We start from the raw sequence: 15,177 nt of genomic DNA, 5'->3' as shown, positions 1-15,177 counted from the left end.
CGCCTCTCGGCTCGGTGTGGCCGGTGGCCGGTGGCCGGTGGTCGGTGCGGTCGGTGTGGGAGCATCGGCGCCGTGACCGACCGGGTGATCCAGGTGCAGGACGTGGTGCGCCGCAAGGCCGCGGCCCTCGGCCCCCAGGGGGAGGCGTGGCTGGCGGGACTCCCCGGTCTCGTCGACGATCTTGCCCGCAGGTGGTCGATCACGATCGGCTCGCCGCTGTCCGGCGGCACCGCGTCCCACGTCACCCGGGTGCGCACAGCGGACGGTCAGGACGCCGTTCTCAAGATCGCGATCCCCGAATTCGACTTCGCCGGCCAGGTACGCACCATCGTCGAGGCGAACGGACACGGGTACGTCCGCGTAATTGCCCACGACGTCGACCGGCACGCGATGTTGATGGAGGCGCTCGGCCAGCCGCTGGAGGAGGTCGACATCTGTCCCGAGGACAAGATCGCGACCCTGTGCGCGACCCTTCGCCAGGCCTGGCAGGTGCCGCGGCCCACGGGACCGAGCGTCGACCCGGCCCTGGGGCTGATCGAACTCGTCGGCACCCTGTGGGAGCGGCTCAACCACCCGTGCTCCGAACGCGTCGTGAAGCGGGCCCTGACCTACGCCGAGCGGCGGGCGGGCGCGTTCGACCTCGACCGGTGTGTCGTGGCGCACGGCGATCCGCATCCCGCCAACACTCTGCGGGTGCTCACACCGAGGCCAGGTGCGGAGTCCGGCTTCGTCTTCGTGGACCCGGACGGCTTCCTCGCGGATCCGACGTACGACCTCGGTGTCGTCCTGCGCGACTGGAGTTCGCAACTCCTCGCCGGAGACGCACCCGCCCTGGCGCGCCGCTACTGCGCGCTGCTGGCGGGCCACACCGGTCTCGACGAGACGGCCATCTGGGAATGGGGATTCCTCCAACGGGTGTCGACCGGGCTGTACGCGCTCAGCTTCGGTGCCGACGAGATGGCTCGCCCCTATCTCGAGACCGCTGAGCTGCTCGGGTGACCGGCGGAGGGGTGCCGCAGCCGGGAGAGCTGCGGATCCCTGTACTGCGTCGTCCACTGAGTGACGATCGGGTTGGTGCCCGGCCAGGCGTTCTCGGATTCGGCGGTGAGGACCAGCGTGAGGTCGGGACCCCAGTCTGGGTGGTGGATCGAGGCGAGCGGAAGGTCGGTCAGCGGATGCCAGCGGCCGTCGACGGCAAGGCTGACGTAGGTCTGACGGGCGAGGTCGGCCACCACCTCGAAGCGATGCCAGTCGGTGTCCGGCGGGAGGACGATGCCGGTGTCGTGGGCGGCGAGGTGTCCGTCGACCATGGTGTAGGCGAAGATCTTGCCGAAGCTGGGGTCCCAGGGGTTGAGCTTCCAGAACGTCGCGGCTTCCAGCGTGTGCTGGTCGGCGTTCCAGAGTCGGCTGGAGCCGTCCCAGAGCTGGATCATCTGGTGGGTCTGCTCCGGAAGGTGCGGCGCGGAGCTGGGGGAGGGCACGAGCGGTAGCCGGATCGAGTAGGCGTAGTGGTACGTCGCCAGGCTGATCGGGCGGTGGTCGGGCGTCCTGTCGCCGAACTTGATCCGGCCGATAGCGTTGACGAAGGTCGTGATGCCGCGTGGGTTTGCGGTGACCTCGCTGTAGTCCGCGGTGGAGGTGATGGCGACGTCCTCGGTGCCGCACGGCAGGTCGGTCGTACCGCCGGGATCGCACTCGGGGTCGATGCCGTAGCCGGCGAGTGGGCCCCGGGCGCGCCAGACCAGCGCCTCGTCGGTGTCGGGCGGACCGGCGGGTGTGGGCGTCGTCTGGAGGGCGGTCGCAGGACCGGCGGCGGCGAGCGTACCTGCGCCCGACGCAAGGATCAGCCCGCCGGCGGTGAGGACAGTGCGCCGGGGAAACCTTCTCGGGTTCGGCCCCGGGTTCGACTCGGATGGACGCATGCGCCGCCTCCTCACGACCTGGCGCGACCCTCGCGTGTCGTTCCGCCGCGTCGCGCTCGCAACATCAGTTCCAGCGGCCGCAGGCTACTTCGGCCGAGTGGACGGTTGAGTGTTTCGCGTCCGAGACTGCCCTGCCAAGACCGGCCATCCTCGGCGCCGGTGGCGGCGTTCCCCGGCTACCCGCGACACGGTCGCGCCGGCTCACTGGCCGGTGACGGCGAACCAGGCCCCGTCGGGCGAGGTGACGAAGACGATCGGGGCGATGCATGGGGAGGGGAGGTCGATGCGGTCCTTGATGGTGGCGTCACCATCGGGTGTGGCGGGGGCGCTCGCGGTCGCGAGGTTCACGGTGGTGGCGACACCCTGACTGGTGGACAGGCAGCTGACGACAGCCTTGAACGCCGGGGCCGGGTTGGTGCCCTGTCGTTCGACGGGTACGGGGGCGCGGCGGGCGAGGACCAGCCCTTCGACGCGGACCTGCAGTCTGCCGTCGCTCCGCAAGTCACCGTGGGTGGATCCGATCTCCCACGGCAGACCACCTCCGGGTACGCCTCGGATGGCGTTACCCGCCCCGGTGTACGGCTCGGTGACAGGAGCCAGCTCGTCGAAGGACAGGAGTTTCCTGCCGCCGCCCGCGCTGGCGGCCGCCATGGGAAGAACCAGGAACACGGCGAGCACGCTCGCGACCAGGAGAGCCAGGCGTCGTTTCATCGTTGTCTCCGTTCCTCGGTACGGCAGTGATGTGCCGGTATCACGGGCCACGTGAGGCAACGGTTCAGGGCAGGTCGAGAAAATGCACTGCGGCTTTGAGACCCCGGCGCACCGGGCGCGACGGCACTGAGAGGCTTCGCTCATGACAGGTACACAGCAAGGACGCCGGGTGTTGATCACGGGCGCCTCGGGTAACGCCGGCAGCGCTGTGGCGCGGCTTGCCCTGAAGGCCGGCTTCGACGTCCGCATGGCCGACGTCGCACCCCCGGCGGATCACGATCTTGGTGACGCGGAGTTCGTTCGTTGTGACACGCGGACCCCGGCCGACGTGGACCGGGCAGTGCGCGGATGTGACGCGGTGGTCCATCTGGCGGCGTGGCACTGTGCGCACCAGCCTCCGGTCAGTGACGAGACGATCTTCGCCGTCAACGTGGACGGGACGTTCAACGTCGTGCAGGCCTGTCGCGCTCACGGCGTCTCGTCGGTGGTCTTCGCGTCGTCGATGGCCTACGGGTGGGGCGGCGTCTACGGCGTGACGAAGGTGATCGGCGAGGATCTGTGGCGCATGCACCACGAGACCACGGGCGCCTCCGTCGCACTGCTCCGCTACCACGACTTCGTACCCAAGCCCTATCTCGCCTGGGGTGCGATGTTGTTGCGCAACGGTGTGGACCGGCGTGACGTGGCGTCGGCCACCGTCGCGGCTCTGCACGGAGTCCTGGAGCACAAGGTGGACGTCTTTCGCTCGATCGTGCACACCGACCACGGCATGCCGGCTGCCGTCGCCGAGGATTTCACCGGTCGTGGCAGGGCGTGGTGCGACGAGCAGGTGCCCGGCTCGGCGGAGTTGCTTGATCGGTACGAGATCGAGTTGCCCACCCAGGTGGAGCAGCACGACCTCACCGAGGCAGACCGGGTGCTCGGCTGGCGGCCCGGCTACGGGATCACCGACTTCCTGGCCGATCTCCGGCGCCGCGACGCTCGCGGGGAGGACGTGACGTCGTTGTGGGCCCCCGGGCAGACACCCGACTGAGCCGATTCAGCAGGATGGCCGCTCGGGTCGAGCATGGCTGGCTATTGGACATCGGTCGGCCGCCCCGGCCAGGCTGATGACTTGGCCGGCCTCGACAGGGCGGACCGTACGACGACGCACTGGCAACGACTGACGACAGCGGGCGAAGGAGAATCATGGCCGGCACGCTTGCCACTCGGAAGCTGGGCTCCACGGGCCTGGAGGTCACCAGGCTGGGATTCGGCGCCATGGAAGTACGTGGCGAACGGATCTGGGGTGGTCGGCCGGTCCGCGACGAGCAGGCGCGGGACATTCTCGGGGCTGTTCTGGACGCCGGGATCACGTTCGTCGACACCGCGAACGACTACGGCAGGAGTGAGGCCTACATCGGCCGCTTCATCTCCGAGCGCCGGAACGAGTACGTCCTCGCGACGAAGTGCGGTTGCTCGATGATCCCGGCCGGCGACCACGACGAGACCCCGCACCAGTGGGACCGAAAGCACCTGCTGGGCAACATCGACGACAGCCTGTACAAGCTCGGTACGGACCAGGTCGACCTCCTGCAGTTGCACAACCCCTCGGTCGCCCTCGCCGAGGAGCACAAGCTCGTCGACACCCTGCGCGAGATCCAGGCCTCGGGCAAGGCGCGGTTCATCGGTGCGTCGTCGACGTCGCCCGATCTCGGTACGTACATCGACTGGGGTGTCTTCGACGCGTTCCAGATCCCCTACTCCGCACTCGAACGACGTCACGAGGACCTCATCACGAAGGCGCACGCGGCAGGTGCCGGCACGATCATCCGCGGCGGAGTGGCGCGAGGAGAGCCCGGCGCGGGTCTGGGCTCGGCCGACCGGTGGGACATCTGGGAACGCGCGAAGCTGGACGAGCTCCTCGACGAGGGCGAGAGCCGTACGCAGTGGCAGCTGCGGTTCACGCTCAGCCATCCCGGCGTCGACACGATCATCGTCGGCACGCTGAACCCCGCGCACCTCGCGGAGAACGTCAGGGCGGCTGCGGCGGGTGCGCTCGCCGACGACGTTTACGAAGAGGCCAAGCGACGTCTCGACGAGGCGGGCGAGTCCCCGGAGAAGGGCTGACACCGATGACCGAGAAGGCACTCTCCACCCAGCGCCGGGCGCTCGGGCGGTCCGGACTCGAGGTCAGCGCGATCGGCTTCGGCTGCTGGGCGATCGGTGGGCCGCACAGCCGTAACGGGGAACCGATCGGCTGGGGCGAGGTCGACGACGAGGAGTCGGTCGCCGCGATCCGTGCCGCGCTCGACGAGGGCGTCACCTTCTTCGACACCGCCGACGTGTATGGCTGCGGGCACAGCGAGCGCGTGCTGGCCCGGGCCCTGCGTGGTCGGCGCGAAGGTGTGGTGGTGGCCACGAAGTTCGGGTTCACCTACGACGAGGAGCGGCGGGAGTCACCGGGCACCGACGACTCTCCCGCGTACGTCCGCACCGCGTGTGAGGCGAGCCTGCGTCGCCTGGAGACCGACGTCATCGACCTGCTGCAGTTCCACCTCGGTGGTTGCGACCCGGCCGCCGCGGAGGACGTGCTGGCGGTCCTGGAGGACCTGGTCGACGAGGGCAAGATCCGTTCGTTCGGCTGGAGCACTGACGATCCCGGACGCGCCGCGTTGTTCGCTGGCAGCCCGCACTGCGCGGCGATCCAGCAGGCGTTCAACGTGCTCGGTGGCAACGCCGAGACGCTCGGGGTCTGTGAGGCGAACGGCCTTGCCAGCATCGTCCGCGGCCCGCTCGGCATGGGTGTTCTGTCGGGGAAGATGAGCGGGGACACGAAGTTCGCCGCCGACGACGTACGCCACGGCTGGGACTTCCGGGGAAACCAGGCCGACACGCTCGCGGCGGTCGGCCGGGTCCGCGAGGTGCTCACGTCCAACGGGCGCACTCTCGCCCAGGGCGCACTGTGCTGGCTGCTGGCCCGCAGTGCGGCGTTCGTGCCGATCCCCGGCTGCCGTACGGTCGCGCAGGCCCGCGAGAACGCCGGTGCTCTGCGGCACGGTCCGCTGTCGGCGGAGGAGATGGCGGCGGTGGAGTCCGCACTCGGACGCTAGCCCAGAAGTCGGCCACGCAAGGAAGGAACCACCATGCGGATTCTGGTGACGGGCGCAGGCAGCAACGTCGGAAAGGGAATCGTGCCGAGGCTGCGCGCCGCCGGGCACGATCTTGTGCTGTCCGACCTCGAGCTGCTTCCGGACGCAGCCCCGTACGCCGGCCTGCCGTTCGTGCAGTGCGACATCCAGGCCGGGTTTGGGCTCGAAGGGGCCGCGCAGGGCTGCGACGTACTGCTCCATCTGCCCGCCTGGCACGGCATCCACTCCAGGTCCAAGACCGAGGCCGACTTCTGGCGGCTGAACGTCGACGGCACGTTCTGGGCACTGCAGGCGGCGCGTTCGGCCGGCATTCACAGGCTGGTGTTCCTGTCCTCGCAGTCCTGGCACGACCACTACGGCAAGTACGGCTTCACCAAGCAGGTCGGTGAGGAGCTGTGCGAATACCACCGGCGCAACCACGGCTTGCGTTACGTCGCGATCCGGCCGCACGACTTCACGCCCTGGGGTGACGACTACCTCAACCGCTACGGCGCACGCCTGCTGTACGGCGGGGTCGACCGGGAGGACGTCCTCGGATACGTCGAGGCGGCGGTCGAGCACCTGGGGCCGAACCTCCCCGGCGGTGCGGATCCCGAAGGCCTGGTGGTCGACGCCGTACGACCCAACGTCTATTCGGAGGAGCAGGTGCGCGACTGGGAGGACGACCCTCTCGCCGCCTGTGAGCGGGTGTTCCCGGGCTCACGCGACCTCATCGAGCGGTACGCGATCGACCTGCGCCGCCGGCCCTCGGTGGTGGCCGGTGGCGACGAGGGACCCGGCGCCGCGATCGGCTACAAGCCGACCCGCCACTTCGGGACGTTCCTGGACGAGCTGCGGGGGCTGGACGCCGCCGGCGGACCGGACGCGGTCCACGCCGCCACCTGCCCCTACTGACGCTGTGACGGCTCCGGTTCAGCCGCCGGCTCGGTCTCGGGAGGGCGGCGGTCGTGGTCGGCGAAGTAGTGGTGGAACAGCGCGGCGTTGACCAGTTGCAGAACTCCCGCGAGTTCGAAGGACAAGGACCCGGCGAGACTAATACTTCGAGATGCTAACTACTCGATCACCCGTCCTGGGCGCCTAGGGAGTCACACGCTCACCGAATCGTCACTGCGCTCATCACGGGACCGGCCGGCGGAGTGTGTGATGATCGGCCGGTGACGATCCCGGCACTTCAGCTGTACGACACCCGCCATCGAGCGGTGCGGCCGTTCGAACCGTCGGAACCCGGCCGGGTCGGGATGTACACCTGCGGCCCGACCGTCTACAGGCCGCAGCACCTCGGCAACATGCGCAGCCAGCTCACCCCCGACCTGCTGCGCCGGGTGCTGCTCGCGTCGGGCCGGGAGGTCACGTACGTCACCAACATCACCGACGTCGGCCACCTGACGAGCGACGCCGACGAGGGTGAGGACAAGGTCGAGGCCGCCGCCTTCGAGGCGGGCACGTCCGTGAAGGAGATCACCGGGCGCTGGACCGACCAGTGGGTCACCGACCGGCGCCGCCTCGGCTGCCTCGAACCCGACATCGTTCCCCGGGCCGGTGAGCACATCGACGATCAGATCGCCATGGTGGCGACTCTCGTGGATCGCGGGCTCACCTACGTGATCGAGGACGGGGTGTACTTCGACGTGACGGCCTTTCCCCGGTACGCCGAGTTCGCGGGCATCGCCCTCGACGACCTGGCGGCCACCGGGAGGGTCAGGCACCTCGCCGACAAGCGCCACCCCGCGGACTTCGCCCTGTGGAAGTTCAGCCCGGGCAGTGGCAAACGCCTGCAGGAATGGGATTCTCCTTGGGGCGTCGGCTTTCCCGGCTGGCACATCGAGTGCTCCGCCATGGCGACCCGCTACCTTGGCGAGCAGATCGACATCCACACCGGTGGTGTCGACCACGTTCGGGTGCACCACTCCAACGAGATCGCCCAGAGCGAGTGCGCGCTCGACGTGCATCCCTGGGTGGCGTTCTGGGTGCACAGCGAGTTCCTCGACCTGGCCGGGCTGAAGATGTCCAAGAGCAGGGGCCACGTGCTGGTGGTGGACTCACTGACCGAACGCGGGATCGACCCGCTCGCGTTCCGGTACTTCACCTTCCAGGCCCACTACCGCCAGCAGCAGACCTTCACCTTCGACGCCGTCGCTGCCGCCGGCACCGCCCTCCGGCGCCTGGTCCACCACGCGGTGGTGGCTCGCGACGCGGTGGGCGGGGATGCGGTCGCACCCGCGGCCGGTGGGCGAGCCGGAGAGCTTCGCGACGCGTTCTGGGCGGCCCTGACCGACGACCTCAACTCGTCCCGCGCACTGTCGATCGCGTCCGCGGTCACCCGGGATCCCGAACTCACCGCCTTCGAACGTTGGGGCCTACTGGCCGACTTCGACCGGGTGCTGGGGTTCGGCCTGGCCACGGCATCCGAGCCAGATGCTGCCGGCGAAGTCTCCGGCGATCCGGCGGTGGCGGCGCGCCTGGCCGAGCGTCAGGCAGCGAGGGCGGCCCGCGACTTCGCCACCGCGGACGCGATCCGCGACGAACTCTCCGCCGCGGGCATCGAGATCACCGACACCCCGGACGGCCCCAGGGCCCGGCGCCGTTCGGCGTAGGCGTTCCGATTCTCGTTCGTCCTGCTCGGTTGGGTACGAGAAATTGGCTGGCCGGTGCGCAGTCGCGTCTCCTATCCTCCCTTCTCACCTGACCATCCGACGGATGGTGAGGCGATCAGTGGCAGTGCTGGTGGTGATCAACCTTCGGAACCCATGAGTACCCGCGCGACACCACCAAACCTCACCTAGCGCACGATTACCGCCAGCTGTTTTCGTGGGCCACACTGTGAGAAGCGACAGCGGTGATGCGAGGCAGAACACCCGCGACCGCCAAAGATGCCATATCGCCTGGACTCCGCGAGCAGGCAGTCTTGTCCTTCTGCGGCACATGCTCCTTCGCCTCGTGCCGGCCAGAGGTCTGTCCCCCGAACGACTGTCAACGCAGGCTTGCCTGGCGAGCATCGTGACGAGCCGGCGAACCGGTGGGTGCGATATCGGCACCTCGTGTGCGGGCGCGCGATTCGGGGGGTGGCGCCATGGCCAAGGCCGATTCCGAGCACGTCGACGCGGTGGTGATCGGGTCGGGATTCGGCGGGTCGGTCTCTGCGTTCAGGCTCGCCGAGGCGGGTCTGCGGGTGGTCGTACTCGAACGAGGCAAGGCCTATCCGCCCGGCTCGTTTCCTCGCTCTCCGGCGGATTTCTCCCGTGCCTTCTGGGATCCCAGCGAGGGACTTCAGGGCTTGTTCGACGTGTGGACCTTCCGCGGGATCGAGGCGGTGGTGTCCGCGGGCCTTGGCGGTGGCTCGCTGATCTACGCGAACGTGCTGCTCCGCAAGGACGAACGCTGGTTCGTGCACGAGTCACCGATCCCCGGTGGCGGCTACGAGTCGTGGCCGGTCACCCGCACCGAACTCGACCCCCACTACGACAGCGTGGAGCGGATGCTCCGGCCGCAGCGCTTCCCGATCGACGCCGGCGGCTACGACGGCACGGGAAAGACGCAGGCGATGCGCCGCGCCGCGAAGCGTCTTGACCTCGACTGGCAGTTGCCGCCGCTGGCGGTGTCGTTCGCTCCGGAGCCGGGGGAGACGCCGGTGGTGGGCGCACAGATCCCCACCCCCGAGTACGGCAACCTGCACGGTCTGCCACGGCGTACCTGCCGGCTCTGCGGGGAGTGCGACATCGGCTGCAACGACGGCGCGAAGAACACCCTCGACCACACCTTCCTGTCCGCCGCGCAGCATCACGGCGCAGACCTTCGCACCCGGTGCGAGGTGCGCGGTCTGTCCCCACGGGCGGATGGAGGGTACGAGGTCCGGTACGTCGTGCACGAGCCGAGCCGGGAGGGGCGGCGCACCCGCACCGACCGGTTGCCGTTGCACACCATCACCTGCGACAAGCTCGTACTCGCCGCGGGGACGTTCGGGACCACCTACCTGCTGCTGCGCAACCGCGCGGCGTTCCCCGGGCTGAGCGGGGCGCTCGGTACGCGGTTCTCGGGCAACGGCGACCTGCTCACGTTCGTGAAACACGCGCGCGAGGGGGGTCGTCCCGAGCGCCTGGAAGGCAGCCGCGGTCCGGTCATCACCAGCGCCATCCGCGTGCCGGACACCGTGGACGGTGGCGCCGGTCGCGGCTACTACGTGGAGGATGCCGGCTATCCCGGCTTCGCCGACTGGCTGGTCGAGACCACCCGAGCGGATCGTTCGCTGGGACGGACGCTTCGGTTCGCCTTCGACCGACTGCGCGCGCGGCTGGGCCACTCACCGAAGACGGGGATCAGCGCCGAGGTCGCCGCGCTCCTGGGGTCGGGTGACACCTCCGCGGCGACGCTGCCGCTGATCGGCATGGGGCGGGACGTGCCCGACGGGAAGCTGTTCCTGGACCGTGGCTACCTGGAGTCGACGTGGACGCTCGCCACGTCCGAGGAGTACTTCACCCGCATGCGGGACACCATGCGCGCGATCGCCGACGCCGCGGGCGGAGGTTTCGCCGACAACCCGCTGTGGTGGGGGAAGCGCGTCATCACCGTGCACCCGGTCGGAGGGGCGCCGATGGCGGACCATCCCGGTGAAGGAGTGTGCGACGCGAACGGGCAGGTGTTCGGGTACCCCGGGATGGCCGTCGCGGACGGCTCGCTCATGCCCGGCCCGGTCGGGCCCAACCCCTCCTTCACCATCGCCGCCCTCGCCGACCGCGCGTGTGACCGGTTGCTCTCCACCCGTGCTGCGCGCGACTACTCCGCGCCCCTCCCGGCGCAGCGGGTACCCACCCAAAGACGTCCCGCCCACGACGTCACGTCGCTGTCGTTCACCGAGGAGATGAAGGGGTTCGTCGCGCTCGGCGTCACCGATCCCGAGGAGGGTGCACAGCTCGGCCGCGCCCGCGGAGACCGGTTGATGTTCCGCCTCACCATCACCACGGACGACGTACACCGGTTCGTCACCGACGCCGCCCACGAAGGCTCCGCGGAGGGCTGGGTCGACTGCGACCTGCTCGGCGGAAGACGTCCGGTGAGCCGGGGAGTGTTCAACCTGTTCACCACCGACGGCGACGCCGGCCGCCGGGCGATGCGCTACCGACTGTGGTTCACCGACGGCGGCGGCAACCCGGTGACCCTTGTCGGGCGCAAGGACGTGCACGACGACCCCGGTGCCGACGTCTGGCCCGACACGACCACGCTGTACGTCAGACTTCTGGGCGGCCACGTCGATGCTGACGGCGACGCCGCGGCCGGCGTTCTCGGCGCCGGGGTCATCGTCATCGAGCCGCAGGACTTCCTCCGCCAGCTCACGACGTTCCGCACCCGCGGGCCGGATGGGCCGAGGGCGCTGGTGGCGTTCGGCCGGCTGTTCCTCGGCGAGCTGTGGTCCGTGTACGGGTCGAGGGCGCGAGATGCCGTGCACGAAGGTGCTGTGCGGGAAGGTGCTGTCCGCGAAGGTTCGGAGGAACGTCGATGAGGCCGGCCGACCTCACCGAGTCCGCTCTGGGTTTCGCCAGGAGAGAGCCCGTGCGATGGCTGTCGCCGCGGGAGCTGTGGCACACCGCGATCAAGCTGGTGATCTCGGAGATGTTCGGGGCGTACGCCGACAAGCGTGAGCTGCAGGGCACCTTCGACCAGCCACTGCTGGCCTGCCGCCCGGAAGCCGACGAGCTGTGGCTGGACTTCGTCGCCGACCTCGGCGACGGCTTCGACGCGACGTACACGATCGCGTGGTTGCTCGCCCACGACAAGCTCGAGGTCGAGCCCGCGAACGGCAATGGCAAAGGCAACGGTGGCACCGTGACGCTGCCTCGGTCGGCACTCCTGCTCATGGGCGGCGACGAGGTGTACCCGACGGCGTCCACCCGCGAGTACGAGGACCGTACGAAGGGCCCCTACCGGGCGGCACTGCCCGAGCCCACCGGCCCCGGCGAGGATTCCCCGGTCCTGCTGGCCCTTCCCGGCAACCACGACTGGTACGACGGGCTGACCTCGTTCCTGCGGGTGTTCTGCCAGGGCCGGGCGATCGGCGGCTGGCAGACCAGCCAGCCCCGGTCGTACTTCGCCGTCCGGCTGCCGCAGCGGGGGTGGCTCGTCGGCGTCGACATCCAACTCGGGGGATACGTGGACGAGCCGCAGTTGCGGTTCTTCGCCGAGCAGGTCCGGCCGCGGCTCCGGCCGGGCGATGGCGTCGTCGTGGCCACCGGCAAGCCGAGCTGGGTGGACACCGCGACCGATCCCGACGCGTTCGGCACCCTCGACTACCTCCAGCGCCACCTGCTCGGCGACTCGGGCGCGCAGGTGCGGCTGTGGGTGTCGGGCGACAGTCACCACTACGTGCGGTACGCCGAGCGGGACGGGTCACGGCAGATGGTCACGTGCGGGCTGGGTGGCGCGTACCTGTCGGCGACCCACGGAATGCCCGCGTCGTTGGAGGTTCCGCCGGCCCGGTCGCGAGCGCGCGAGAGGTCCGAGTCCCTGACCATGGACCTGGCGGACACGGCGTACCCGGACCAGGAGACCTCGCGCCGCCTCGGCCGGCAGGTGTGGGGCATCCCGTGGCGCAACACCGGCCTGGCCGGGCTCGCCACAGCCCTGCAGGGCGGACTGCTCGTGCTGCTCGTCGCCGCCTTGGCCCTGACGACCCGGCTGCCACCGGTGGCGGCCCTGCGTACTGGTGACGTCGGCGACGTGCTGGGCCTCGGCCTGCGCATCGGGCTCGTCGTCGCGGCCGCGGTGGCCGTCGACGTGGCGTTCGCCCTGGTGCGCGGGCGACGTCCCTTCGTCGCCAGACCGCCGGTGACGCTCGCCGTGGCCGAGGTCGTCCTCGCACTGGTTCTGCTCGCCGGGCTCGCGGCGGTCCCGTTGCCCGGAGGGGTGGTGGGCCTGGTCGTGGCGATGGCCGCCCTCGCCGCGGCCGCGGTCGTGGCCGGCATCGCCGGCGTCGAACTGTTCGCCGCCTGGCTGCTCGTTCACCACGACCTGCCCGTCGCTCGCGGATGGATCTTCTCCGGCCGTGGCATCGAGGACCACAAGGGGTTCCTGCGAATGCACATCGGTCGTGACGGGACGCTCACCGTGCACCCGGTGGTCGTCGACCGGGTCTGCCGTACGTGGAAGGCGACCCCCGACGCCGAGCCGAGCGCGGCCTGGATCGCCCCCGTCGGCGAACCGCCCGTTCCCAGGCTCGCCGAGCCGCCGTTCCGCATTCCCCGCAACGGTCCCCGCGACGCCACCCGGAGCGTTCCCCGGAGGGAGCGCCGATGACGGTCACCGAAGCGACGGCCGCCGCCGGCCGCCACCACACCACCATCCATCCGTTCAGGGCGCTCGACGGCGTGCCGCTGACTCTGGTGCACGTGGAGGCCGAGGAGGGTTCGGGGCGCACCGCACGGCGGGGGCCGGTGCTCGTCGTGCACGGCTCGGGAGTGCGTGCGGAGCTGTTCCGCCCGCCGCTGGAACGCACGTTCGTCGACGCTCTCCTGGCCGCGGGCTGGGACGTGTGGCTGCTAAACTGGCGCGCCTCCATCGACCTCCCTCCGCTCTCCTGGACGCTGGACGACGCCGCCGCCTACGACCACCCGGCCGCGGTGCGGGAGGTGTGCCGGCTCACCGGGCGGGACCGGACGAAGGCTGTCGTCCACTGCCAGGGCTCGACGTCGTTCACGATCGCGGCGGTGTCCGGTCTGGTGCCCGAGGTCGACACGATCGTCTCCAACGCGGTGTCCCTGCACCCGGTGATCCCGAAATGGGCCTGCTTCAAGATCCGGTTCCTGGCGCCGGTCGTCTCGCGGTTCGCGAGCCACGTGTCGCCCGCCTGGGGTGACCGTCCCGTCGGCCCGTTCGCACACGTGGTGCGTGATCTCGTACGCGCCACCCACCACGAGTGCCGCAACACCGTCTGCCGGATGGTGTCCTTCGTGTACGGGGCGGGCTCTCCCGCCCTCTGGTCACACCGGAACCTCGACGAGGCCACCCACCAGTGGATCCGCGGCGAGTTCGGCGATGTGCCGCTCACCTTCTTCGCACAGATGCGCCGGTCGGTGAACGCCGGCCACCTCGTGCCGGTGAGTTCCCACCCCGGGCTTCCGGACTCGTACGTGGCCGAGGCGCCCCGGACCGACGCGCGCTTCGTGTTCGTCGCGGGGGAGGACAACCGGTGTTTCCTGCCCGCGAGCCAGCGCCACTCCTACGACTTCTTCGCCAGGCACCGCCCCGGCAAGGACGCCCTGCACATCCTGCCCGGCTACGGACATCTGGACGTGTTCATCGGCCAGAACTCGGCCCGGGACACCTATCCACTCATCCTCGAGGAGCTCGCCCGATGAACGGTCCTGTGTTCGGCCCTGTGCTCGATCATGTCAACGGCTCGTTGCTTCGTCGCGCGACCGGTATGGCGTTCCGCCTCATGCCGTCGCCCGTGCCGCGACGCCAGTGGCGCATCGCCGGTCGCCACGCACTCGTCGACGGCGTGCCCTTCGTCATGCCCGTCGACTCCCGGGACGCACCGGCCCTGATGGCGGCGTTCTCCGTCGACGGCGACGCCGCGAAGGAGAAGCTGCCCGGAAACGAGCTTCACCCGTTGCGGCTCGCCAACGGCCGGGGACTGCTCCTCATCACGGTCATCAGCTACCAGCACACCGACATCGGACGCTACATCGAGTACTCCATCGGCATCATGTGCACGCACGGCGTCCGCCCGGCGCCGCGGCTTCTGCCCGGCCTGCTGCGCGGACGGTTCGGCACCGGGCTCTACATCCTGGACCTGCCGGTGTCCACCGAGATCTCGGTCAAGGGCGGCAAGGGCATCTGGGGCATGCCGAAGCACCGGGCGCCGCTGAGCTTCGAGGTCACCGACCGGACGGTCGCCGCGCAGTACGACAGTGACGGCCTGCTCGCCGCTCGGGTGGAGATCGACCGGCCGTCGTTCGGGCCGCTTCCACTTCAGGCGGCGGCCGTCGCCTACGCGCCGTTCCGCGGCATGCTGATGCGGTCCACCCTGTACTTCACCAGCGACGCCTACATCGCGGTGGCGCCGCGCGCGAGCGGCAGCCTCCGGCTCGGGCACGCGCCCGGGGTCCGGCAGTTGCACGACCTGGGGATCAGCCGGCGCCCGCTTTTCACGGCGTTCCTTCCCTCGGTCAGTGGGTTGCTCGACGACCACGTGGAGTCATGGTTCCTCACGTCGAAGCATCGTGTTCGTGAGCGGCCCGAAGGGCTGGCGAGCGTCGTCGACCTCGGGCTGTCCGAGGACTGGCCGCCGGCGCCGGTGGCGAAGGTCTGACCTCGGAGGTTGACCGGCCCCGGTCGTATCGCCCGGATCCCGCGTAAACAGGGTTGACCCGGTGCGCAGGGGACGCCTAGGGTCCAATTAGGTAACCGGGTTTCATAATTTC

13 protein-coding genes are annotated in these 15,177 nt (G+C 69.9%); 10 read left to right on the top strand and 3 right to left on the bottom strand.

Features of this window, described 5'->3' with window-relative positions; all coding sequences use genetic code 11:
* Positions 1–72 precede the first annotated feature (72 nt).
* A complete protein-coding gene (locus F4554_RS17340) occupies positions 73–999 on the top strand; it encodes an aminoglycoside phosphotransferase family protein (protein WP_179788516.1) in 927 nt (308 codons plus the stop codon).
* Here the strand turns inward: F4554_RS17340 and F4554_RS17335 are convergent.
* Complete coding sequence (locus F4554_RS17335; protein WP_179788514.1) at positions 969–1,922, bottom strand: hypothetical protein; 954 nt, start codon at positions 1,920–1,922, stop codon at positions 969–971. The genes F4554_RS17340 and F4554_RS17335 overlap by 31 nt on opposite strands.
* Before the next feature lie 201 nt (positions 1,923–2,123).
* Positions 2,124–2,633 carry a hypothetical protein gene (locus F4554_RS17330; RefSeq protein WP_179788512.1) on the bottom strand — a complete coding sequence of 170 codons (510 nt, stop codon included), beginning with the start codon at positions 2,631–2,633 and terminating at the stop codon, positions 2,124–2,126.
* Positions 2,634–2,802: 169 nt separating this feature from the next.
* Here F4554_RS17330 and F4554_RS17325 point away from each other — a divergent pair, with 169 nt between their 5' ends.
* The 4 genes from F4554_RS17325 (at position 2,803) to F4554_RS17310 (ending at position 6,658) form a co-directional block, all read left to right on the top strand.
* Complete coding sequence (locus F4554_RS17325; protein WP_179788510.1) at positions 2,803–3,666, top strand: NAD-dependent epimerase/dehydratase family protein; 864 nt, start codon at positions 2,803–2,805, stop codon at positions 3,664–3,666.
* Positions 3,667–3,821: 155 nt separating this feature from the next.
* Positions 3,822–4,742, top strand: coding sequence for an aldo/keto reductase (locus tag F4554_RS17320; protein ID WP_179788508.1), 921 nt, complete (start codon positions 3,822–3,824; stop codon positions 4,740–4,742).
* A gap of 5 nt (positions 4,743–4,747) precedes the next feature.
* Positions 4,748–5,725: an aldo/keto reductase gene (locus F4554_RS17315; protein ID WP_179788506.1), complete on the top strand. Its 978-nt coding sequence runs from the start codon at positions 4,748–4,750 to the stop codon at positions 5,723–5,725.
* A 33-nt stretch (positions 5,726–5,758) separates the two neighbouring features.
* Positions 5,759–6,658 carry an NAD-dependent epimerase/dehydratase family protein gene (locus F4554_RS17310; RefSeq protein ID WP_179788504.1) on the top strand — a complete coding sequence of 300 codons (900 nt, stop codon included), beginning with the start codon at positions 5,759–5,761 and terminating at the stop codon, positions 6,656–6,658.
* Here the strand turns inward: F4554_RS17310 and F4554_RS33095 are convergent.
* A complete protein-coding gene (locus tag F4554_RS33095) occupies positions 6,652–6,783 on the bottom strand; it encodes a hypothetical protein (protein ID WP_272955883.1) in 132 nt (43 codons plus the stop codon). The genes F4554_RS17310 and F4554_RS33095 overlap by 7 nt on opposite strands.
* 135 nt (positions 6,784–6,918) lie before the next feature.
* Between F4554_RS33095 and cysS the strand changes: the two genes are divergently transcribed.
* The 5 genes from cysS to F4554_RS17285 all read left to right on the top strand — a co-directional run bounded on the left by cysS (position 6,919) and on the right by F4554_RS17285 (position 15,065).
* On the top strand, positions 6,919–8,358 hold the full coding sequence (cysS, locus tag F4554_RS17305) for a cysteine--tRNA ligase (RefSeq protein ID WP_179788502.1): 1,440 nt from the start codon (positions 6,919–6,921) through the stop codon (positions 8,356–8,358).
* Between the two features lie 476 nt (positions 8,359–8,834).
* Positions 8,835–11,258: a GMC oxidoreductase gene (locus tag F4554_RS17300; protein ID WP_179788500.1), complete on the top strand. Its 2,424-nt coding sequence runs from the start codon at positions 8,835–8,837 to the stop codon at positions 11,256–11,258.
* Positions 11,255–13,048 (top strand): metallophosphoesterase family protein, encoded by a 1,794-nt coding sequence (locus tag F4554_RS17295; protein WP_179788498.1) that lies wholly within the window; start codon positions 11,255–11,257, stop codon positions 13,046–13,048. Before F4554_RS17300 ends, F4554_RS17295 begins: the two co-directional genes overlap by 4 nt.
* Positions 13,045–14,109: an alpha/beta fold hydrolase gene (locus F4554_RS17290; RefSeq protein ID WP_179788496.1), complete on the top strand. Its 1,065-nt coding sequence runs from the start codon at positions 13,045–13,047 to the stop codon at positions 14,107–14,109. Before F4554_RS17295 ends, F4554_RS17290 begins: the two co-directional genes overlap by 4 nt.
* Positions 14,106–15,065 carry an acetoacetate decarboxylase family protein gene (locus F4554_RS17285; RefSeq protein ID WP_202889325.1) on the top strand — a complete coding sequence of 320 codons (960 nt, stop codon included), beginning with the start codon at positions 14,106–14,108 and terminating at the stop codon, positions 15,063–15,065. The genes F4554_RS17290 and F4554_RS17285 overlap by 4 nt, the downstream gene beginning before the upstream one ends.
* Positions 15,066–15,177 lie beyond the last annotated feature (112 nt).

The sequence above is a fragment of the Actinopolymorpha rutila genome (assembly GCF_013407855.1).
GTDB lineage: Bacteria > Actinomycetota > Actinomycetes > Propionibacteriales > Actinopolymorphaceae > Actinopolymorpha > Actinopolymorpha rutila.
Note: the sequence above shows the minus strand (reverse complement) of the source record. Positions and strands in the feature narration are given on the sequence as shown.

Coding starts and splice junctions, on each gene's coding strand:
- F4554_RS17335 (WP_179788514.1), bottom strand. CDS start 1,922: ATGCGTCCATCCGAGTCGAACCCGGGGCCGAACCCGAGAAGGTTTCCC.
- F4554_RS17330 (WP_179788512.1), bottom strand. CDS start 2,633: ATGAAACGACGCCTGGCTCTCCTGGTCGCGAGCGTGCTCGCCGTGTTC.
- F4554_RS17320 (WP_179788508.1), top strand. CDS start 3,822: ATGGCCGGCACGCTTGCCACTCGGAAGCTGGGCTCCACGGGCCTGGAG.
- F4554_RS17315 (WP_179788506.1), top strand. CDS start 4,748: ATGACCGAGAAGGCACTCTCCACCCAGCGCCGGGCGCTCGGGCGGTCC.
- F4554_RS17310 (WP_179788504.1), top strand. CDS start 5,759: ATGCGGATTCTGGTGACGGGCGCAGGCAGCAACGTCGGAAAGGGAATC.
- F4554_RS17300 (WP_179788500.1), top strand. CDS start 8,835: ATGGCCAAGGCCGATTCCGAGCACGTCGACGCGGTGGTGATCGGGTCG.
- F4554_RS17295 (WP_179788498.1), top strand. CDS start 11,255: ATGAGGCCGGCCGACCTCACCGAGTCCGCTCTGGGTTTCGCCAGGAGA.
- F4554_RS17290 (WP_179788496.1), top strand. CDS start 13,045: ATGACGGTCACCGAAGCGACGGCCGCCGCCGGCCGCCACCACACCACC.
- F4554_RS17285 (WP_202889325.1), top strand. CDS start 14,106: ATGAACGGTCCTGTGTTCGGCCCTGTGCTCGATCATGTCAACGGCTCG.